This is a genomic window from Salmonella sp. A7 (assembly GCF_020181675.1).
GTDB classification, from domain to species: domain Bacteria; phylum Pseudomonadota; class Gammaproteobacteria; order Enterobacterales; family Enterobacteriaceae; genus Salmonella; species Salmonella enterica.
The window spans coordinates 3,554,892-3,575,684 of record NZ_CP084001.1 but is presented as its reverse complement, the minus strand read 5'-3'; the positions used below and the strand labels follow the sequence as shown (position 1 = coordinate 3,575,684).

20 protein-coding genes, 1 tRNA gene and 2 pseudogenes are annotated in these 20,793 nt (G+C 53.0%); 17 read left to right on the top strand and 6 right to left on the bottom strand.

Going from position 1 to position 20,793, the window contains the following annotated elements; genetic code table 11:
- Positions 1-14: 14 nt before the first annotated feature.
- Both dnaQ and LCS67_RS17570 read left to right on the top strand, forming a co-directional pair.
- On the top strand, positions 15-746 hold the full coding sequence (dnaQ, locus tag LCS67_RS17575; protein WP_001562201.1) for a DNA polymerase III subunit epsilon: 732 nt from the start codon (positions 15-17) through the stop codon (positions 744-746).
- Positions 747-879: 133 nt separating this feature from the next.
- Positions 880-956, top strand: a tRNA-Asp gene (locus tag LCS67_RS17570).
- Between the two features lie 319 nt (positions 957-1,275).
- Here the strand turns inward: LCS67_RS17570 and LCS67_RS17565 are convergent.
- The 6 genes from LCS67_RS17565 to tagK are packed head-to-tail and all read right to left on the bottom strand — an operon-like array spanning position 1,276 to position 7,431.
- Positions 1,276-2,325 carry an ImpA family type VI secretion system protein gene (locus LCS67_RS17565; RefSeq protein WP_000367623.1) on the bottom strand — a complete coding sequence of 350 codons (1,050 nt, stop codon included), beginning with the start codon at positions 2,323-2,325 and terminating at the stop codon, positions 1,276-1,278.
- A 10-nt stretch (positions 2,326-2,335) separates the two neighbouring features.
- Positions 2,336-3,331, bottom strand: a complete 996-nt coding sequence (gene tssG / locus LCS67_RS17560; RefSeq protein WP_000145239.1) for a type VI secretion system baseplate subunit TssG — start codon at positions 3,329-3,331, stop codon at positions 2,336-2,338.
- Positions 3,328-5,211 carry a type VI secretion system baseplate subunit TssF gene (tssF, locus tag LCS67_RS17555; RefSeq protein ID WP_031564775.1) on the bottom strand — a complete coding sequence of 628 codons (1,884 nt, stop codon included), beginning with the start codon at positions 5,209-5,211 and terminating at the stop codon, positions 3,328-3,330. The genes tssG and tssF overlap by 4 nt, the downstream gene beginning before the upstream one ends.
- A gap of 15 nt (positions 5,212-5,226) precedes the next feature.
- A complete protein-coding gene (tssE, locus tag LCS67_RS17550) occupies positions 5,227-5,721 on the bottom strand; it encodes a type VI secretion system baseplate subunit TssE (RefSeq protein ID WP_000108007.1) in 495 nt (164 codons plus the stop codon).
- On the bottom strand, positions 5,718-6,542 hold the full coding sequence (locus LCS67_RS17545) for a type VI secretion system accessory protein TagJ (RefSeq protein ID WP_000750540.1): 825 nt from the start codon (positions 6,540-6,542) through the stop codon (positions 5,718-5,720). The genes tssE and LCS67_RS17545 overlap by 4 nt, the downstream gene beginning before the upstream one ends.
- Positions 6,529-7,431 carry a type VI secretion system-associated protein TagK gene (gene tagK, locus LCS67_RS17540; protein WP_000806696.1) on the bottom strand — a complete coding sequence of 301 codons (903 nt, stop codon included), beginning with the start codon at positions 7,429-7,431 and terminating at the stop codon, positions 6,529-6,531. Before tagK ends, LCS67_RS17545 begins: the two co-directional genes overlap by 14 nt.
- A gap of 367 nt (positions 7,432-7,798) precedes the next feature.
- On the opposite strand from tagK, the gene tssH reads away from it, so the two are divergent.
- The 15 genes and pseudogenes from tssH (at position 7,799) to LCS67_RS17465 (ending at position 20,772) form a co-directional block, all read left to right on the top strand.
- Entirely contained in the window at positions 7,799-10,462 is a 2,664-nt protein-coding gene (gene tssH, locus LCS67_RS17535) for a type VI secretion system ATPase TssH (RefSeq protein ID WP_000449780.1), read from the top strand.
- A gap of 85 nt (positions 10,463-10,547) precedes the next feature.
- Positions 10,548-10,838: a hypothetical protein gene (locus LCS67_RS17530; RefSeq protein ID WP_000175471.1), complete on the top strand. Its 291-nt coding sequence runs from the start codon at positions 10,548-10,550 to the stop codon at positions 10,836-10,838.
- A 61-nt stretch (positions 10,839-10,899) separates the two neighbouring features.
- Positions 10,900-11,442, top strand: a complete 543-nt coding sequence (gene tssB / locus LCS67_RS17525) for a type VI secretion system contractile sheath small subunit (protein WP_000996818.1) — start codon at positions 10,900-10,902, stop codon at positions 11,440-11,442.
- Between the two features lie 23 nt (positions 11,443-11,465).
- A complete protein-coding gene (tssC, locus tag LCS67_RS17520; protein WP_000013884.1) occupies positions 11,466-12,974 on the top strand; it encodes a type VI secretion system contractile sheath large subunit in 1,509 nt (502 codons plus the stop codon).
- 186 nt (positions 12,975-13,160) lie between these two features.
- Positions 13,161-13,607 carry an STY0301 family protein gene (locus tag LCS67_RS17515; protein WP_001602342.1) on the top strand — a complete coding sequence of 149 codons (447 nt, stop codon included), beginning with the start codon at positions 13,161-13,163 and terminating at the stop codon, positions 13,605-13,607.
- A gap of 253 nt (positions 13,608-13,860) precedes the next feature.
- The gene (locus LCS67_RS17510; protein WP_000312802.1) at positions 13,861-14,346 is read left to right on the top strand and encodes an Hcp family type VI secretion system effector; all 486 of its coding nucleotides are present in this window, start codon (positions 13,861-13,863) and stop codon (positions 14,344-14,346) included.
- Between the two features lie 67 nt (positions 14,347-14,413).
- Positions 14,414-14,608 (top strand): annotated as a pseudogene (locus LCS67_RS17505) (type VI secretion system lipoprotein TssJ); the annotation flags it as partial.
- A 42-nt stretch (positions 14,609-14,650) separates the two neighbouring features.
- Positions 14,651-15,136 carry a type VI secretion system amidase effector protein Tae4 gene (locus LCS67_RS17500; protein WP_001081548.1) on the top strand — a complete coding sequence of 162 codons (486 nt, stop codon included), beginning with the start codon at positions 14,651-14,653 and terminating at the stop codon, positions 15,134-15,136.
- Positions 15,121-15,504, top strand: coding sequence for a type VI secretion system amidase immunity protein Tai4 (locus tag LCS67_RS17495; protein WP_000379082.1), 384 nt, complete (start codon positions 15,121-15,123; stop codon positions 15,502-15,504). The genes LCS67_RS17500 and LCS67_RS17495 overlap by 16 nt, the downstream gene beginning before the upstream one ends.
- Before the next feature lie 142 nt (positions 15,505-15,646).
- On the top strand, positions 15,647-16,132 hold the full coding sequence (locus tag LCS67_RS17490; RefSeq protein ID WP_023251615.1) for an Hcp family type VI secretion system effector: 486 nt from the start codon (positions 15,647-15,649) through the stop codon (positions 16,130-16,132).
- Between the two features lie 66 nt (positions 16,133-16,198).
- Positions 16,199-16,735 (top strand): type VI secretion system lipoprotein TssJ, encoded by a 537-nt coding sequence (tssJ, locus tag LCS67_RS17485; protein WP_001045934.1) that lies wholly within the window; start codon positions 16,199-16,201, stop codon positions 16,733-16,735.
- 3 nt (positions 16,736-16,738) lie between these two features.
- On the top strand, positions 16,739-18,082 hold the full coding sequence (gene tssK, locus LCS67_RS17480) for a type VI secretion system baseplate subunit TssK (RefSeq protein WP_000118728.1): 1,344 nt from the start codon (positions 16,739-16,741) through the stop codon (positions 18,080-18,082).
- Entirely contained in the window at positions 18,079-19,383 is a 1,305-nt protein-coding gene (gene tssL / locus LCS67_RS17475) for a type VI secretion system protein TssL, long form (RefSeq protein WP_000132488.1), read from the top strand. Before tssK ends, tssL begins: the two co-directional genes overlap by 4 nt.
- A 4-nt stretch (positions 19,384-19,387) precedes the next feature.
- Entirely contained in the window at positions 19,388-20,161 is a 774-nt protein-coding gene (locus LCS67_RS17470; protein ID WP_000976551.1) for a Rap1a/Tai family immunity protein, read from the top strand.
- Positions 20,162-20,363: 202 nt separating this feature from the next.
- Positions 20,364-20,772, top strand: a pseudogene (locus LCS67_RS17465) (Shiga toxin A subunit).
- Positions 20,773-20,793 lie beyond the last annotated feature (21 nt).

The following is a 20,793-nucleotide window of genomic DNA, read 5'->3' as shown; positions in this document are numbered from 1 at the left end:
CATAAATGACCGATATGAGCACTGCAATTACACGACAGATTGTCCTCGATACCGAAACCACCGGTATGAACCAGATAGGCGCGCACTATGAAGGTCACAAGATTATTGAGATCGGTGCGGTTGAGGTGATAAACCGTCGTCTGACCGGTAATAACTTCCACGTTTACCTGAAGCCGGATCGGCTGGTGGATCCGGAAGCGTTTGGCGTACACGGCATCGCCGATGAGTTTCTGCTGGATAAGCCGGTTTTTGCTGATGTGGTCGATGAGTTTCTCGATTATATCCGCGGCGCGGAGCTGGTCATCCATAACGCATCGTTCGATATCGGCTTTATGGATTATGAGTTTGGTCTGCTTAAACGCGATATTCCTAAAACCAATACTTTCTGCAAAGTTACCGACAGCCTGGCGTTGGCGCGGAAAATGTTCCCCGGCAAGCGTAACAGCCTTGATGCGCTGTGTTCGCGTTATGAGATAGATAATAGCAAACGTACTTTGCACGGCGCATTGCTCGATGCCCAGATCCTTGCTGAAGTGTATCTGGCGATGACGGGCGGGCAAACGTCCATGACGTTTGCGATGGAAGGAGAGACGCAACGGCAGCAAGGTGAAGAGACCATTCAGCGAATCGTTCGCCAGGCCAGCCGGTTACGGGTCGTTTTCGCCTCTGATGAAGAGCTGGCTGCGCATGAATCGCGGCTTGATCTGGTGCAGAAAAAGGGCGGAAGTTGCCTTTGGCGGGCGTAATTTATTCCTTTTTAGGCTATAAAAATCATCCTTCGGGCGATTTTTGCAGCAACTGATTCAAAAGGTGAGAAAAAGCGTTGACGGGCGACACCGCAAACCGTAATATTCGCCTCGTTCCCAGCGGGAACATAACGGAGCGGTAGTTCAGTTGGTTAGAATACCTGCCTGTCACGCAGGGGGTCGCGGGTTCGAGTCCCGTCCGTTCCGCCAGATACAAATCTCAGGGTGTTTTTATACATCCTGTGAAGTAAAAAAACCGTATCACTGTAAAAGGGATACGGTTTTTTTTCGTCTTCAAGAAGTTCCTCCGTCTATCGTGGAATCTGACGCAAATGGGCCTACGCCTGGATGACGAACAGGATATTACCGCCACTTCTTTCACTGCCATGGTTATTTTGTCCCACTGACATTTAAGGCGCGGCCTCATGGCGGTGCTTAACCGGGATCGGGACATGTTCAGCGCAGAAGCAGACTGCGTAATGTTGATATCACTCAGATAATCACGGAGAACCGCCAGACATGTGCATCATCATTCCAGGGCATCCCACTTCTCCAGCAACTCCACCGGGATCTCATTGATCACCTCCGAGAACCGTTTTCCCACCAGTCTTTCAGCCTGGCGTAACAGTGGGATGGTCGGGCTACTGGGTTCACTGCTCTCAAACCAGCGACGAATGCACCGCAGGCGTTCCAGCGCATCATTACGATCGCGAATTGGCCCCGGTTCAGCATTGTGTGGGAGGGATATACCGGGGGGCGTGTTGACAGGCGGCACATCCTCTGCCCGTGCCGGAACGGCATTATCCATAACCGTGCCTGCGGGGTCTGGCGCTGGCGACGGAGGGATTTCCGGCGTGGTTGTCTGTACCACGTCAGGCAGCAGCGCCAACAACTGCCGCAGGCGTGAAAAATCTGGAGCCAGATCGCCTAATGTCTCACGCGCCCACACTTGCAGGCGTTCTGCGCTTTCCTGCGCTTCGCGAAACTCCGCCAGCGGTAATGCCCCACGGGCTTCGAGGTCGGCCAGTTGCTGGCGGACGGATTCGGGGGCCAGCGCATCAGCCGGGCGGGGAGCGGATAACGCGCGCTCGACATCCCGTACCTGCAGGCGCAGGGCGGCACTGTTTGACAGCGTGATACCGCGAATGTCTGCCATCACGCCTTCGTGATCCAGCAGCGCCGCCAGGGCATTACTGCGCGCCAGCGCCGCATCTTCAATAGATTCTGCGGATGCGCCTTCGCCGGTAAGCAGCTGTGGATGGAGTGCATCAGACCAGATTACGCTCAGTTCTGCCAGTTGTGTGAGCATTTCCGCCAGTCCCTGTGCACCAGCCTGCTGGATGCGACTGCGCAGCAGCAGGATCAACACCCGGATATCCTTACTGCGCGTGAGCAGACGGCGCGCATCACGCTCAATTTCCGGCCAGTTCACGGCTTCCGGCGTACTGACAAAATCACCATATTGCGCCTCCGCCTGGGGGGCGGCGCGGCTGAACAGCAGCAGGTATTCCGGATCGTACTCCGGATCGGGGCCGCAGGGTTGTTCCGCGCTTACCGGTTTAGTCAGGGACATGTCCATATCATTACTCTCAGTGGGTTAAGCCGTGTTCAGGTTCAAAAATCATGCCGGTCACCGGACGGTCATGCATGGCTTTACCTGCCCAGGCCGTCCAGCCAAGCCGCTGCGCGCCGCCGATCACCGCAGGCGGTGCGGCATGGGGCTTCAACTGCAGCTCAATTTCCCAGCAATATTCAAAACCGATGAACGTACGCACCAGTTCTGTCAGCACGGGCAGATTGTTGCCGCCGGGCAGAAAACGCAGATAATCCTCCAGCGTGAGCGGGCCGATAATTAGCCGGAATTTGTACTGCATATCCGGTACGGCCTGGCCGATAAGCGCCCCGTTGCCCAGCACCGAAGACTGCGCGGGCGTGCCCAGACGGGTGATTTCATCGTTCGCCACCGTTATCCAGTGCAGGGCGAATTCTTTCACCGCAAAAGGTACGCTGAAATAGTGTGCCAGCGTGGCGGCCAGCCCGTCAGGATTACGCGATTCGCGTACCAGATGAGCGGAGGCTGCCAGGCGAACATGATCTGACAGCGGGCTTTCGGCGCTTTCCCGTAGATCCTGCCCGCTGAGACTGGCGATATAAAACGCAAAACGGTCGTGTTCCGGTTTGTCCAGCCCGCCACCAGCGGACTGGGCGCTGCGCCATGCCTGCCAGAACTGCGTCAGCCAGCGGTGGTGAAAAATATTGGAAAAATGAACCAGCGTCGGATCGTGACGACTCTCTGAGCGGTTTAGCGCCAGCTCGGTATAGTGCAGCGGCAACGGGCCGTTTGGCCCCCATAGTCCGAGGCTGTACAGGCTCAGGTGCAGGCGTCCATCCTGCCAGCTGACCTGGGCGATTTCCCGTGGCGCAAAGGTCATCGTCGGCGTCTGTCCCAGACGGAATTTTTCCATCCGTGGCTGCCAGATACTGCCTGCCGGAGTATCACAGAGCTGGGCATCCACGCGCCGCATCAGGTTCAGGAATCCGTAACGCCATGGGGTTTTCTGCGCCTGGTCGAGAGCGCCGGTCATACGCTCCCCCGTTGCCCGGTTCTTACCGGCCAGGTCATGACATGCCCGCGTTGCATCGAGTGCAGCGTCATCTGTGAGAAGGTATTAATGGAAACATGGCGGGCAATATAGTGTTCCAGCACCAGACCGAACAGGTAAGGACTGATACCGGAAAATCCTTCTTCGTCCACGGTCAGTTCGCAACTAACGCCCCGGCCATAGACCAACAGACCGGAGCCGGGCAGGCGGCGGGTTACTGGGGTGGTTTTGCAGCCAATCAGGCTGCGCACCTGGCGCGACTGCGGGCTGTCGTGAGCCAGAATAAACAGATTCAGCAGATCGCGCAGCGCCTGGCCGCCGGTGCGGTGATCCAGATCGGCCAGCGGCAGATAATTAAACGACAACTGCCGGATCAGCCGCCAGGCCATTTCGCGTTCAGCCAGCGGCGGCTGCGGCGGGCGCGGCGGTCTGATAAGACCCACGCCCGCCACCGGGATCGCCGCATCTACGGTCAGATCATCCCGGCCATTACGTGGAATAAGGCAGGGCAGATCGCGGTTAGTCACCATTGCCGTGACGGTGATATGGCGTATATTTTCCGGGTAGGGCGCTTCATGCTGATCAACCAGCGACAGGAAGATTTCCGAGCCGGTATAGGCGGTTCGGGTGCCATAGCGGCGGGCGTTTTCTGACGAGCGGCGCGGTTCACGACGCAGTGAAAAATAACGCCCGTGGTTGCCTTCGTCATTATTACGGGTGTGATACAGCGGACGAAAAATCATCTTCCGTGTGGTTTCCGCTTCCAGGCCTTCGACTTCCTGAACAGAAAACACCTCGTAATCCAGCGGACGGGTACGATCCACTACCAGATGCTGTTCCGTCACGCTGTGAGTGACTTCAATCCGGGTGGTGGTGCGGGGAAACAGGTTGATCACCGGCGTACAGAACAGGCTGAACTGTGCAGCGTCCGTCTGATGAATCAGCCAGTCCGGCGGCAGGCGGTTAAGCAGTATGACAATTTCCGCCACATTGCCCTGCACCTTTTGTAACCCGGCAGACAATCCGGTCGGGGTGAAGAAGTAAAACCGTTCCGGACAGGCGAAAAATTCATGCAGCAGATTATGGCCGTGAAACACGTTCCAGGCGAGCGGCAGCAGCCCCTGCCCTGGCTCCAGCCCTTCGTGCGCCACCGGGTGTTGAAGATTCACATTCAGTTCGCCGTCAAAGTGACCGGGTTCACCGGCCAGTGTGGCGACGGCGCTGGTATGCAGCAGCTCAAACAGGTGTGACGCAATGCGTTCTTCGCCGCAGAGGTAAAAGGGCAGCCGTGCCGGACCGGCCAGCTCGCTGAAAATCAGTTCCCCGAAGGTTCGCAGGGTGATGCGCAATGCCCCGGCGACATGAATATTAGGCGGCAGATAGCGGTGCAGGGCGGGCATATCCGGCGGCGCGGCGGTCAGGCGTACCTCCTCGATGGACAGCGGCCACAGCGTGACGTCCTGGCTGCTGCGAAACTGGCAGGCGGTATTTTCGCCTTCCGGGATGGGGGAAACGAACGCGGTATCGCGCGGCACGGTGACCCCTTTCGCCAGGTCGCCTTCCTGCGTATCGGGATACAGCTTTACCACTGCCATCGATGGCGTGGGGGTGACGTAATTGGGGCTGACGACTTCCAGTAATCGCTGTGTGAAGCGGGGAAACTCGGCGTCAATTTTTAGCTGAGTACGGGCGCTCAGAAAGCTGAACGCCTCGATCATGCGTTCCACATACGGGTCGGCAATATCGGTTCCCTGCATCCCCAGTCGGGCGGCAATTTTGGGATGGAGGGTGGCGAACTCAGCACCGGTCTCCCGCAGGTAGCTCAGTTCGCGGTTGTAATACTCCAGTAGCCGTGGATCCATGAATAATGCCCTGTATTAAAAGAACGTAATGCGGCTCAGCTCCATATCCAGCGCGCTGCGTACCAGAAACTCCGTGGGATACGGCTGCGTCAGAATTTGTCCGCGAATTTCAAACTGTAGCGTGTTATAGCTACCCTGCCGGGTTTTATCGAGCAATGGCGTGACCCTGAGTGTGGCGGCGTTCAGCCGGGGTTCGAAACGAATAATGGCGCGCCGGATCGCCTCGCTGATATCGTCCCACTTATGCTCATACATAAAGCTGCCCGCCAGCGGCGGCAGGCCATAGTTGAGCACTGACGCCGCCGCCTGCGGATAGCGCCGGGCGTCGATGTCACCCTCGTGGCTAATGGTATTGAGCAAAAAGGAGAGATCCCGACGAATGATCTCCTTCAGTTGTACCGGCGTGACGCTGATATCCCGGTCAATTTTCTGATACGGAGCATTGTCACACAGCCGATCAAATAGGGTGGGCAGCAGATGGTTAGCGGGTGTAAAACGAGACGTGCTCATGCGCCATCGTTTTCCTGAGCATGAAAGGTACAATGGGCCATGTCCAGCAGGCTGATATCGCCGTGGCTGGTCAGCCACACTTTCTGCCCCAGCGCCCGCACGGTGGTTTCGCCGGGGCCGTCCTGCCAGGCGGTTTCCCGGCACAAACGCAGGGCGTCGGATGCACTTTCCGAACCGCTGTAACGGGTAAAGAGCCAGGCGCCGTGCGTATCGCCATTCACCAGGGTGATATTAACGGATTTCCACAGCAGATCGGTCAGGCGCGTCGGTTGCGGCGATTCCAGCGAGCGTATTTGCGAAAACGGTAGCCAGATATACACGCCGCCGGTGACCAGCTCAAGTACCGGGCCAAGGCGGGAATCGCTGTCGCTCGCCCAGTCAAATGCGCCGCCGTTCCACTGCCCGCCCGTGTCTGTTATGGCTTCCAGTGCGGTATTACGGTGTTTATCAACCTCACCGGTATCGTCATGACAGGCGAGTGCCGCCAGCAGTGACTCCACCCAAACGGGCTGCGGCAGAAGGAAACCTGGTCGTTGTTCACCCTGAAAAACGGTGCGGCGGAACATTTCGCAGCGAACCAGCTCCCGGTACAGCCGGGCCTCCTGGGTATAATTGGCCTCCATCCTGGCGCATAGCTGAAGCTGGTGTAGCGCCCGCGACCAGTCTCCGGCCACACACAGCAACTGAAACAGGCTGTGGCGGCAGAGCGCCTTCGCCGGATTTTCCCGAACCTGCTGCTCCGCCATCTGAATCCCCTCCGCAATAGAGTATTCCTGTATCAGCGCGGACAGGGTAGCAGGAAGCGTGTCAGTTTTTTTCATGGGCGGTATTTCCATTTTTCTGTGTCGGAGTGATTCGGTAGTGGCTGTCGATGCCAATAATACGATGCTCGCGGCGGGTCAGATCGGGCAGTATCTCGCTATGTGCGGTTTTCCCCGCCTGTTCCGGCGAGAGCAGTTGCAGGATATCGGGCATTGATTCCATCGCCAGCCAGTGCATTTCACCCTCACCGGTCGTGTCCAGCGTATCCAGAATGGCATCAATACCGGGCGCGCCTGCCACCATATCCTGTAACGTGTCGGTGTCGCCCTTTTTATCGTATAACGACGTCAAATCCTGGGTGACAGCGTCTTCATTTCGGAGAAACGGTTTAGGACGGAGGGGCTTTTCCTGCCCGGAGGGCCGCAATGCCTGCTGATATTCCTGGTAAAGCTGGTGTAGCGTGCTATCCGCTTCATGGCCGGTGTAAGAGGACGCGGTTTCCCGGACGGGAATAATATCGAACGGGTTCTGCGGATTGAGCTGTTGTTGTTTAAACCAGTCCAGATCCAGGTACTCAGCAACGGATTCAGATGACTGAACCAACTGAGGAAACGAAACATCGGGACGGGACTCATCATTGGTGCGGGCAAGGCACCAGGATGACAGACCCCATTCAATCGTATCTCCATCATTCAGCCGCATACGGTGATGAGGTTCCATCACCTGCTCATTGACGGCACAGCACAGTTCATCAGAGTGATTAACAATCCACCACGCCTCTTCGTGGCGAACAAGACTGAGCGCGATATCGTCTTTCCCATGTTGCTCAAAAAGCGGAATGTAGGGGGCGGCGGCAGTAAATACGATGTATGTCCCTGCGGGATACTGTACGTTATCCGTTATACCCTGCGACTGTATTTTCCGTAATTCCCACATGTCTTGTTTCATTATGTCCCTTAAATGTATTTATTTTTCTGGAGGAAACGTTTAGGGAGTTTTAATTCATAAATAATTTTAACTAAATTCATAGGGAGTCATTATTGATGACACCCTTTTTATTATTTTCGTTGTGAATGCATTGTTGTATGCATAGATGTCTTTTTTGAAATATTATTTCTTTTAATTCTGCAATTGCGATTTTTATCTTGCTGTTCATTGATTATTTAATATTAACAGCTTGGTTGCTAATTAGTCCCTGATCTGTATCATTGTTTTGTTTCGATATTTTTTCGAGGCTATCAATAAAGAATTGTTTATATATTTATATGCATTGATGCATTATTTTTATGAATTTTTATGTCACAAGGCATAACACATGGAAACTCCTGTTTCACGCAGTGCGTTGTATGGAAAACTGGCCGGCCCACTATTCCGGTCGCTGGAATCGGCAACGGCATTTTGCAAACTACGCTCTAATCCCTGGGTTGAGCTGACTCACTGGCTGCACCAGTTAACACAGCAGCCCGATAACGATATTCTCCACGTTCTTCGGCATTACCAGATCCCTCTTTCTGATGTGGAGAAAGCGTTACTCCGGCAACTGGATATGCTGCCCGCCGGGGCCAGCGCCATTAGTGATTTTTCTCACCATATCGATCTCAGCGTTGAAAAGGCCTGGATGCTGGCGAGCGTCCGTTACGGCGATAACAAAATTCGCAGCGGCTGGTTGCTGCTGGCCTTGTTGACCACGCCAGAACTGCGTCGGGTACTGAGCAGTATCTGCGCGCCGCTGGCCACGCTTCCGGTTGATGAACTGACTGAAATACTGCCCTCGTTGATCGAAACATCGCCGGAAGCGCAGGAGCGCCCTTACGACGGCTCCGGCCTGGCATCAGCCATTCCCGGTGAAAGCAGTCAGGCGATTCCCAACGGCGGGCAGGACGGTAAATCCGCGCTGGCAAAATACTGTCAGGACATGACGGCACAGGCGCGCGACGGCAAAATCGACCCGGTGACGGGGCGTGAGCATGAAATCCGCACCATGACGGATATTCTGCTGCGCCGTCGCCAGAATAATCCACTACTGACTGGTGAGGCGGGCGTCGGGAAAACGGCGGTCGTCGAAGGTTTTGCCCTGGCGATTGCGCAGGGGGAAGTGCCGCCCGCGCTGCGGGAAGTACGGCTGCTGGCGCTGGACGTTGGCGCTCTGTTGGCCGGAGCCAGCATGAAAGGCGAGTTTGAATCGCGTCTGAAAGGGTTACTGGAAGAGGCCGGGCGCTCGCCGCAGCCGGTTATTCTGTTTGTTGATGAAGTTCACACTCTGGTGGGCGCGGGCGGCGCATCCGGCACGGGCGATGCCGCTAACCTGCTGAAACCGGCGCTGGCGCGCGGCACCCTGCGGACTATCGGCGCCACCACCTGGAGCGAATACAAGCGCCATATTGAGAAAGATCCGGCGCTGACCCGGCGTTTTCAGGTGTTGCAGATTGCCGAACCGGAAGAAATCCCCGCAATGGAAATGGTGCGTGGTCTGGTGGATACGCTGGAAAAACACCATAACGTACTGATTCTGGATGAGGCGGTACGTGCGGCGGTACAGCTTTCTCACCGCTATATTCCCGCCCGGCAGTTGCCGGATAAGGCCATCAGCCTGCTGGATACCGCCGCGGCCCGCGTGGCGCTGACGCTGCACACGCCGCCTGCCAGCGTACAGTTCCTGCGCCAGCAGCTAAAAGCGGCGGAAATGGAACGGTCGCTGTTGCAGAAGCAGGAAAAAATGGGGATTCAGTCAGATGAGCGGCGCGATGCGCTGACGGCGCGAATTTTCTCGCTCAACGATGAACTGACTGCATCCGAATCCCGCTGGCAGCGGGAGCTGGAACTGGTACATACGTTGCAGAAACTGCGTCTCGCAGAGTCTGATGCTGATGACAAAACCACGCTGCAACAGGCCGAAACGGCGCTAAGGGAGTGGCAGGGTGACGCGCCGGTGGTGTTCCCGGAAGTCAGCGCGGCGGTGGTCGCGGCGATTGTCGCCGACTGGACCGGTATTCCTGCCGGGCGCATGGTGAAAGATGAGGCCAGCCAGGTGCTGGAACTGCCTGCCCGACTGGCGCAACGCGTTACCGGGCAAGACGGCGCGCTGGCGCAGATTGGTGAACGTATTCAGACCGCCAGGGCGGGACTGGGCGATCCACGCAAACCGGTGGGCGTGTTTATGCTGGCCGGGCCGTCCGGTGTCGGTAAAACCGAAACCGCGCTGGCGCTGGCGGAGGCTATCTACGGCGGTGAGCAAAACCTGGTAACCATCAATATGAGCGAGTTCCAGGAGGCTCACACCGTTTCCACACTGAAAGGCGCGCCGCCCGGCTATGTGGGCTATGGCGAGGGTGGTGTGCTGACGGAAGCGGTGCGTCGCCACCCCTGGAGCGTAGTGCTGCTCGACGAGATCGAAAAAGCGCACCATGACGTCCACGAACTCTTCTATCAGGTGTTTGATAAAGGGGGCATGGAGGACGGTGAGGGAACACATGTCGATTTCAAAAACACCACGCTACTACTCACCACCAACGTGGGTTCCGACCTCATCAGCCAGATGTGTGAAGATCCGGCCTTAATGCCCGATGCTACGGGGCTTAAAGAGGCGCTAATGCCGGAATTGCGCAAGCATTTCCCGGCGGCATTTCTGGGCCGCGTGACGGTGATCCCTTACCTGCCGCTGGATGAAACGTCGCGTGGCGTGATTGCCCGTCTGCACCTTGACCGGCTGGTGGCGCGGATGGGTGAACAGCACGGCGTGACGCTGACGTATAGCGAGGAACTGGTCGCACATATTGTGGCGTGCTGTCCAATGCATGAAACGGGCGCGCGGTTGCTGATTGGCTACATCGAACAGCACATCCTGCCACGACTGTCGCGCTACTGGTTGCAGGCCATGACGGAAAAAGCCGCTATCAGGCAGATTGATATCGGCGTTAATGGTGATGAGCAGATTGTTTTTGAGACAACCTCGCAGGAGGGAATATGCCAAAAGAGTTAAGTGGTGCGCAGTGGGTTTATGGCGTGACTAAGTTTGTCGGCGGAAATACAGATAAACCCCACTGGTCAATTGATGGGCATTAAATATGACATTACGTTACCCGGCGTTATTGACTCCTTTGCTAATGATGTTCGCTTTCAGTGTTCATGGCGAACCGCCTTTACCACAGGATGTGCAGCATTTTCTGAGCAATGCAGAGATGTGCCAGCATCTGGCCGGCGAATGGGACAGTTCTTTACCGGAAGAGGATAAAAAAGACATAGAAAAGGGCATTAATACCTGGTGCCCTCCGGCGAAAAAAGCACTTCCTGGGTTACGGGAAAAGTACAAAGAAAACAAAGAGATTATAAAAAAACTCTCTGAGTATGATTTTTAAACTGTGCCGTTGCACCGCTATCCGGGCGGTCGTCGGTAGATTGATAAGGAAATGAAAGAGTATGGCTATCAACAATAGCGCGCAGAAATTCATCGCGCGCAACCGCGCGCCGCGCGTGCAGATTGAATATGACGTAGAGATTTACGGTTCCGAGAAAAAAATCGAGCTGCCGTTCGTGATGGCGGTGCTGGCCGATCTGGCCGGGAAACCGCGTGAAGAACTGCCGCCGGTGACGGATCGCAAATTCCTCGATATTGATATTGATAACTTCAATGAGCGCATGAAAGCCATTGCGCCGCGCGTGGCGTTCGCTGTGCCGAATACGCTGACGGGTGAAGGTCAGTTGATGGTCGATATCACGCTGGAAAATATGGACGACTTTTCGCCGGCACAGATTGCCCGCAAGGTGGACGCCCTGAACCAGTTACTGGAAGCCCGCACTCAACTGGCGAACCTCCAGACCTACATGGATGGCAAGGCCGGGGCGGAAAATCTGGTCAATAAACTGTTGCAGGACCCGACTCTGCTGAAAACGCTGGCGAATGCGCCGAAATCGGCCGCTACCCAGCAAGGTGTGTCAGCGGATAATGAATCAGCGGAATAATGTCGAATTTTTAAGGAATTTTCATGGCAAACAGTAATATGCAGGCAACCGACGCGGTTGCTCAGGATACCGTCTCCGCATCCGGTGAATTTGATGCGTTGCTGAATCAGGCCTTCCGACCCAAGACTACCCAGGCGGCAAAAGCCGTGGAAGCCGCGGTGCAGACGCTGGCGCAACAGGCGCTGGCGAACACGATCACCGTCAGCGATGACGCCTATAAAAGCATCAGCGCTATTATTGCGCAGATCGACTTTAAACTGACCGAACAGATCAAACTGATTCTGCAACATCCCGACTGGCAGAAGCTGGAATCCTCGTGGCGCGGTATGGAGCATCTGGTTTACAACACCGAGACCGACGAAAAGCTGAAAATCCGCTTCATGAATCTGTCAAAAGATGAATTGCGGCGCAACATGAAGCGTTACAAGGGCATCGCCTGGGATCAAAGCCCGATGTTCAAGAAACTGTATGAAGCCGAATACGGCCAGTTAGGCGGCGAACCTTATGGCTGTATCATTGCGGATTACTACTTCGACCATACACCGCCCGATGTGGATCTGCTTGGCTCTATCGCCAAAGTCGCCGCGTCGGCCCATGCGCCGTTTATTGCCGGGGCTTCCCCCTCGGTACTGCAAATGGACTCCTGGCAGGAGCTGGCGAATCCCCGCGACCTGACTAAAATCGTCACTCAGAACCTGGAATATGCGCCGTGGAACTCCCTGCGGGCCAGCGAAGACTCCCGTTATATTGGCCTGACGATGCCGCGTTTTCTTGCCCGCCTGCCGTATGGCGCAAAAACTAACCCGGTAGACGAGTTTGATTTTGAAGAAGATGCGGATGGTTCTGACCATACCAAATACGTCTGGAGCAACGCGGCCTACGCGATGGGCGTAAACATCAACCGTTCTTTCAAACACTACGGCTGGTGTACGTTGATTCGCGGTGTGGAATCAGGCGGTGCGGTGGAAAATCTTCCCTGCCATACCTTCCCGACTGACGATGGCGGCGTGGACATGAAATGCCCGACCGAAATCGCCATCTCTGACCGCCGCGAGGCTGAACTGGCGAAAAACGGTTTTATCCCGTTGATCCACCGTAAAAACTCAGACTATGCCGCCTTTATCGGCGCACAGTCGCTGCAAAAACCACAGGAATACTACGATCCAGACGCGACGGCCAACGCCAACCTGTCCGCCCGTCTGCCGTACCTGTTCGCCTGCTCGCGCTTCGCGCACTTCCTCAAATGTATCGTCCGCGACAAAATCGGTTCCTTTAAAGAGCGTGAGGATATGCAGCGCTGGCTGAACGAGTGGATCATGAATTATGTCGACGCCGATCCGGTGAACTCCTCGCAAGAAACTAAAGCCCGTCGTCCGCTGGCTGCCGCTGAAGTAGTGGTGGAAGAGGTCGAAGGCAATCCAGGTTATTACGACGCGAAATTCTTCCTGCGTCCGCATTTCCAGCTTGAAGGGCTGACGGGATCGCTGCGCCTGGTGACAAAACTGCCGTCAGTGAAGCAGGGCAATGCCTGATGCATTTATTTTGTGAATGTTTAAGCGAGTGAAGTCAGAGAAGATAGAGAATATAAAGAGGGATATGAAGAAAAGAATTTCGTCTCGCCCACGGTCTCGTAAAGGTGGGTACGTAATGATGACACATATCCGAATGCCAGTAACAATGCCGAAGCTTTTTATATCATTGAGTAGGAAATACATATTATGACCATAAGCCCAACTTTTCATCTGTTACCTGGTATTGTTCTGCTCTTTTCACAATATGCTGTAGCCTGGGAAGTCAGTTGCCCGGCTGTTATTGATACTCAGTCTTCTGCTGTGAGCCTGAAGTCTGATGTCCCAGCGGCGTGGCAGCTTTCTCCCCGATATATGTCGCGTTTATGGTTAAGTAGTATTGGGGTAACGCAGGGTAAACCTGAAAACCTGATGGATCTCAAACCAGAGACTAAAAAAGTAAACGGTGAAAATTGGTCTGTATGGGAAACAGAACGTGTTAGCGATAAAGAAACCGATCGCTATTGGGTTTCGTGTATTTATGGTCATGAACAGATATGGTTGACGCAACCAATACCTGCTTCTTCTACTCGCTGTAAGACTCGTAATTTTGAGGGATCGCCAGAAGACCAGTCTGTATCTTTTATCTGTAATTAGCGATTTGAGACGTGAAAATTTCAGTACAGGTTATGGTTTTTATTATCGGAAGTTATGAAGCATTATTTATATGCATTAAATAATGCAAATTCATAAAATAACTAAATACATTATCGGTACCGGAAAAATATACAGTCCTCTGTTCTCCTGAAGTTATTGGAGAAGGATTCTGTACGGCAATGATTTATCTATAAACAAAAAGATATAGATAAAATCAGGTTTATTTTAAGTAAAACTTAATAAGGATATAAAAATGGCTTATGACATTTTTTTGAAAATTGACGGCATTGATGGCGAGTCAATGGATGACAAACACAAAAATGAAATTGAAGTACTGAGCTGGCGCTGGAATATCCATCAGGAATCCACCATGCACGCCGGTAGCGGCCTCGGCTCCGGTAAGGTCTCCGTCACCAACCTGGATTTTGATCACTATATCGACCGCGCCAGCCCGAACCTGTTCAAATACTGCGCCTCCGGCAAGCACATTCCGCAGGCCATTCTGGTTATGCGTAAGGCTGGCGGCAATCCGCTGGAGTACCTCAAGTATACCTTCACCGACCTGATTGTCGCCGTGGTTTCCCCGAGCGGCAGCCACGATGGTGAAATCGCCTCCCGTGAAACGGTCGAGCTTTCTTTCAGCACTGTGAAACAGGAATACGTGGTGCAGAACCAGCAGGGCGGCAGCGGCGGCACTATCACCGCAGGCTACGACTTCAAGGCCAACAAAGAAATTTAACGGCTGTTTTTCCGGCCAGATGTTATGTCTGGCTGGTTTTATTGTTTTGATTTTAAAGGAATTTACAGTGAATAAATGGCGTAACCCCACTCGGTGGTTATGTGCGGTAGCTATGCCTTTTGCACTGCTCCTGCTTTCCGGATGCGGCAGTAGCGATTCGCTACCTGACCCCTAATCGCAGCGGCCTGGCCTGAGCGTGAAAGCGTTTTACAAGGTGAATTCTGACAATCAGAAGAAAGCGGCGTCCGTGAAGATACGTGTTGAGAATTAATGAGCTACACAGAATTTTTAGAGGGTAAGCAAAATGAACAGACCTTCATTCAATGAAGCGTGGCTAGCTTTTAGGAAGGTGAATCATTCCGTCGCTGATGTGGGTAGCATTATTGGTGGAAACGTTGGGAAAAATATAACTGGTGGTTATTTTCAAAATGCCTGTCCTATTCGAATGAGCTATGTTTTGAATGCGACAGGATTCCCAATAGCCCGTAACTCCCCGTATGCAAAGGTTAGTGGTGCCGATAATAAATTCTATATTTATCGTGTGAATGATATGATTGATCATCTTACTCATAATATGGGCAAGCCTGATCTTATTGTTAATAATCCGAAACAGAGTGACTTTATAGGGAAGAAAGGAATTATCGTAGTAAAAGGGCATGGCTGGAGCAATGCCAGAGGACACGTTACATTATGGAATGGCAGTATCTGTTCAGATCAGTGCCACTTATTAAATGACCCAGATAATGGACCATTTGTTCCTGAAGTTGGGACTCTGTGGATACTGCCATGAAATGGTTAATATTAGTTACTTTCAGCATAAGTGGAATGTTGGTATGGCAGCCATCCTTTGCACATGAAGCATTGACCACACAATATTCACAGTCGGAACTCTTAAAAAACTGGGCGCTGAGTCATTGTCTGGCATTAGTATACAAAGATGATGTCGTTAAAAACGATGCCAGAGCTACGGCCAGTGCTTACCTTGAATATGGTAAACAATCTGTGGAGATTTATCATGAAATTGATGAGATTGCGAAAAAATATTCAGGATTGAAATATAATGGCTCGATATCATCAGATTTTAATACCATGAAGTGCATAGATTTTATCCACGACAGTGAATTAAATGAATTAATTAAAAGGCGTGTCGAGAAGTAAAATTCAAAGATATTAAAAGCATATGTTCTCTTGCTCTGATGAATTTATGGGTAATAGAGAGCTGTACAGTAATAGTTAATCTGTTCACCTAATAAAGCAGATAAATCAGGGCTTTATTTAGGTAGTTAAAAGGATAGTAGATATGTCTTATGACATTTTTCTGAAAATTGACGGCATCGACGGTGAGTCGATGGATGACAAACACAAAAATGAAATTGAAGTACTGAGCTGGCGCTGGAATATCCATCAGGAATCCACCATGCACGCCGGTAGCGGCCTCGGCTCCGGTAAGGTCTCCGTCACCAACCTGGATTTTGATCACTATATCGACCGCGCCAGCCCGAACCTGTTCAAATACTGCGCCTCCGGCAAGCACATTCCGCAGGCCATTCTGGTTATGCGTAAGGCTGGCGGCAATCCGCTGGAGTACCTCAAGTATACCTTCACCGACCTGATTGTCGCCGTGGTTTCCCCGAGCGGCAGCCACGATGGTGAAATCGCCTCCCGTGAAACGGTCGAGCTTTCTTTCAGCACTGTGAAGCAGGAATACGTGGTGCAGAACCAGCAGGGCGGCAGCGGCGGCACCATCACCGCAGGCTACGACTTCAAGGCCAACAAAGAAATTTAACGGTTGTTTTTCCGGCCAGATTTATATCTGGCCGGATTTATTGTTTTGATTTTAAAGGAATTTACAGTGAATAAATGGCGTAACCCCACTCGGCGGTTATGTGCGGTAGCTATGCCTTTTGCACTGCTCCTGCTTTCCGGATGCGGCAGTAGCGATGCGTTACCTGACCTCGAATCACAGCGACTCGACCTGAGCGTGAAAGCCTCCGATAAGGTGAATCCTGACAATCAGAAGAAGGCCGCGCCCATTGAGATACGTGTTTATGAACTGAAAAATGACGCCGCTTTCACGACAGCCGATTACTGGTCGCTCCATGACAACGACAAATCCGTCCTTACCGACGATTTAGTGCGTCGCGACAGCTTTATTTTGCGTCCCGGCGAAGAGAAAAAACTGCGTCGCCCGCTGAATGCGCAGACCACGGCAATCGGCGTACTGGCCGGATACCGTAACCTGGCCAAATCGGTCTGGCGGGTAACCTACAAAATCCCGGAAGCCCCGGAAAAAGCCTGGTACAGCAACTTCATACCGGGGAAAGGAAAAGTGCAGTTGGATGCGGAACTGGAACAAAGCGCTATTGTAATTACGGAACGGGATAAATGAATTATGAGCTGGAATGACCGCGTAGTCTGGAGTGAAGGACAATTTTTACTGCCGCAGATGTTTCAGCAGCAAGAGCGTTATCTGGAACACGTCATGCATTACCGCAGCCTGCCGCTGACCCCCTTTTTCTGGGGATTCAGCCACTACAATATTGATGGCGAAGCGCTGAACATCGGTAAACTGATACTGAAAGAGGCATCAGGGATTTTTCCTGACGGTACGCCGTTTAACGCACCGGACCATACCCCGCTGCCGCCGCCGCTGACCATCCTGCCGGAGCACCTGAACCAGCAGATTTGTCTGGCGGTACCGGTACGCGCGCCGAACAGCGAAGAAACTACGTTTGACAATAACCCGGAATCACTGGCGCGTTTCTCGGTACACGAACACGACATCCGCGACGCCAACTCGCTGGGACGTGGCGCGCAGTTATTACAGCTCAGTCACCTGCGCCTGCGGCTGCTGCCGGAAAAGGCGGTGACGGGCGCCTGGATTGGCCTGCCGCTGACCCGCATCATCGGGCTGAATCCTGACGGGCGGATAGATATCGACCACGACCTGATCCCGCCCATCATTAATTATCAGGCCAGTTCACTGATGTGTACCTGGCTGTCGTGGATCAACGATCTCATCCGGATGCGGGCCGATTCGCTGGCGGAACGGCTGACCGGCAGCGACAACCACGGCCATGAAGCAGCGGAGGTCTCCGATTACCTGCTGTTGCAAATTCTCAATCGCTTTGAGCCGCTGTTGACCCACCTGGCGAAAACGCCGCTGGCCCCGGAAGTGTTGTATCGCTACCTGTCCGAACTGGCCGGGGAACTCTCCACCTATGTGCGTCCACAAACGCGACGGCCCGCTGAATACAAAGAGTACAAACACCTGACGCCCTATGCCGGGTTGAAATCGCTGGTTGATGAGGTGCAGTTCCTGCTGAATGCGGTACTGATCCGGGGCGCGCAGCGCATCGAACTGAAAGAGGGGAGTTACGGCATCCTGAATGCGGTGGTGGCTCCTTCCGATCTTGCCGATTTCAGCACGCTGGTACTGGCGATAAAGGCTTCAATGCCGACCGATGTGCTACTGCAACATTTTGCCGCCCAGACCAAAATCGGGCCATCCGATCGCCTGCCGGAACTGATCCGCTCGCATCTGCCGGGGCTGGCTTTGCAGGTTTTGCCTGTACCACCGCGCCAAATCCCGTTTCAGGCCGGATACATCTATTACGACATCCGCCGCGAGGGAGCATTGTGGGAACACATTGCCCGTTACGGCGGGATGGCCATGCATACCGCCGGGGAATTTCCGGGGCTGGAGACAGAACTGTGGGGAGTGCGCGATAAATGACAGACAGTACCCTGACGCCGCCAGCGGCGGACATGATGTCCTTTTTGTCCACCACGCCGGAACATAAGAACAGTGAATATGAAACGCCGGTACACACCAGCCAGCGCACGGAACTCAATGTCATCGTTGAAGACGGTCCGGACAGCAAACTCCGGCTGGCTGAAATCAGCGCGGCGGCTAACCCGTTGCTCGCCGCTGCCCAGCCTTTATTGTGCGCTCTCGCAGCCATGCCCGCTAAGCTGGATGCGGCCCTGGTAGAGCCTTACCGTAATTTGCTGGTACGCGAGATGCATCTGTACCAGACATTATGCGATCAGGCGAACCTGCGGCGCGAGCACGTACTGGCGGTACGTTACTGCCTGTGTACGGCGCTTGATGAAGCCGCCAATAACACAACCTGGGGACGGCGCGGCGTCTGGGCCGGAAAAAGCCTGCTGGTAACATTTCATGGTGAAAGCGAAGGCGGGATAAAACTTTTCCAGATCATCGGGCGTTTGGCGGCCAGCTTCCAGGAGCATGGCAACGTACTGGAGGTTATCTACCACCTGCTAGGGTTGGGATTTGAAGGCCGCTACAGCGTGCAGCCAGACGGGCGTAAGCAACTGGACAATATTCGCCAGCAATTGCTGACACAGCTTTCACAGCGTCGCGATCCGGTCATGCCCGCGCTCTCGCCTGACTTTCAGGGGGCGATAAGCGGACGACTGCGGCGGATGCGCCGGGTGCCGGTCTGGCTGAGCGCCGGGATAGCCCTGTTGGCGATGCTGACGCTGTTTGGCCTTTACAGCCACCGGATGGATGTGCAGACCGTCACCGTACAACAGCATATTGATGCGATTGGTATAAAACTGCCGCCGCCGCCCGTGCCGGTTCATAAGCTGCGGCTGAAAATCCTGCTGGCAAACGAAATCGCCCGTGGCCTGCTGACCGTGGACGAAGATGACCAGCACAGTAGGGTGGTCTTCCGTGGCGACGCCATGTTTGTGCCGGGACAGAAAACGGTGAGTGACGCAATCCGGCCAGTGATTAACAAAGCGGCGCGGGAAATCGCCCGCGTGGGCGGCGCAGTCACTGTAACGGGTCACACTGACAGCCAGCCCATTCATTCGGCTGAATTCCCATCCAACCTGGTGCTGTCGGAAAAACGGGCGGCGGAAGTTGCGGCGTTGCTGACCTCCGGCGGCGTACCTGCCGGACGGGTACATATCGTTGGCAAGGGCGATACGGTGCCGGTGGCGGATAACGACAGTAAAGCCGGGCGGGCGAAAAACCGTCGGGTGGAAATTCTGGTAGTGGAGTGAATGAATGATGAAAAAATCAACCTATGATGTGTCTCATCATTCGGCAGTATGTGGCGTGACGGGGGATTATTATCGGATCTCCGCGACATATCACATAACACGATCTGTTCGTGTTTTTTTGATCATCTTATGTTGCCTGTTATCCGGTGGCGCTTTTGCCGGATCCCCGATTAACGCAGGATTCATTTCCCCCGATAATGTCAACCTCAGTATACGGGATTTTCTGGGATTTTATGCCAGTGATAACTTACAGGAAAAAGATAATACACTGATGTATGTGTTGGGGGTAGCGGATGCCACAGAAGGTAAGACGTGGTGTGGATATGGTCAGGTTGACAGTATAACAATAAACCATACTGTGCTGGCCTGGCTTGATCGGTACTCTGTGAAAAAGCCTGATGCAAGAGCTTCGGTGCTGATAGAGGAAGCATTAGTTAAAAATTTTCCCTGTCAGAGGACAGACTCCTCCATAAAAATTGCTTCCCGGTCATCTCCCATTTTATCCCTGACTCCGGATGCGCTTAATCTTTCAGGTAATGACTTTTTTAAATTTTGGGTGTCTGGTAATCAACGGGATAAACTCAGGGCGGGTATCTATCTGCTTGGCGTGGAGGATGCAACGGAGAAAAAACTATGGTGTGGATACGATTTATTTAAGACGCTAACATTAAATGAAATTGTCTATGTTTCTCTTAAAAATAAAACCAATGAGGAACTGAATTCTCGCGCGGCTGAACTTATCATAAATAAATTAATAGAGTATCCCTGTAATATATAAAATCATTCAAGTTGCATCAAGGCGGCAAGGGAATGAATCCCCAGGAGCGTACATTAGTTCGTGACTGGGGTGAGCGAGTAAAGCCAACGCACATGCAGCCTGAAGTATGACAGGTATACCCTGTAATAATGTTATCGCTGCCAGTTCAGATAAAGTATTGGTGGTAAAGTCTTGGTGGTAAAGGATTGATATGTTTAAGGTGATGGTCTGTCTGTTGGTGGGTATTCCTGCCATTTCTTATGCGCAGGGTTATGGGTGTGCTACGGTTGGAGCATCAATGGAGTCATCGTTATTTGATGCCATAAAAAATGACCTGAATATAGATGTCGCTACTATTATAAAGGATAAAACAAAGTGTATCTAAGGTCTATGCAGAATCTCTGGCCAGGATGGATTATGAAAAAGATAAGGCCAAAAATAAAGTGGCAATATTAGATAAGAAATCCTATTTCGATAGTTACTATGAGAACCAGGTTAAATCTATCGTGGCAAAATATACCTATATTAACAAAGATAAAGAAAAAGATATTTTCATTGCATCCAGCTTCATGAATGCTGATGAGTGTTCTGTAAAATTTAATGGTTATATTACTTTATCCAGGGAATTTTAAAATATTGATTATTGGGTGGCG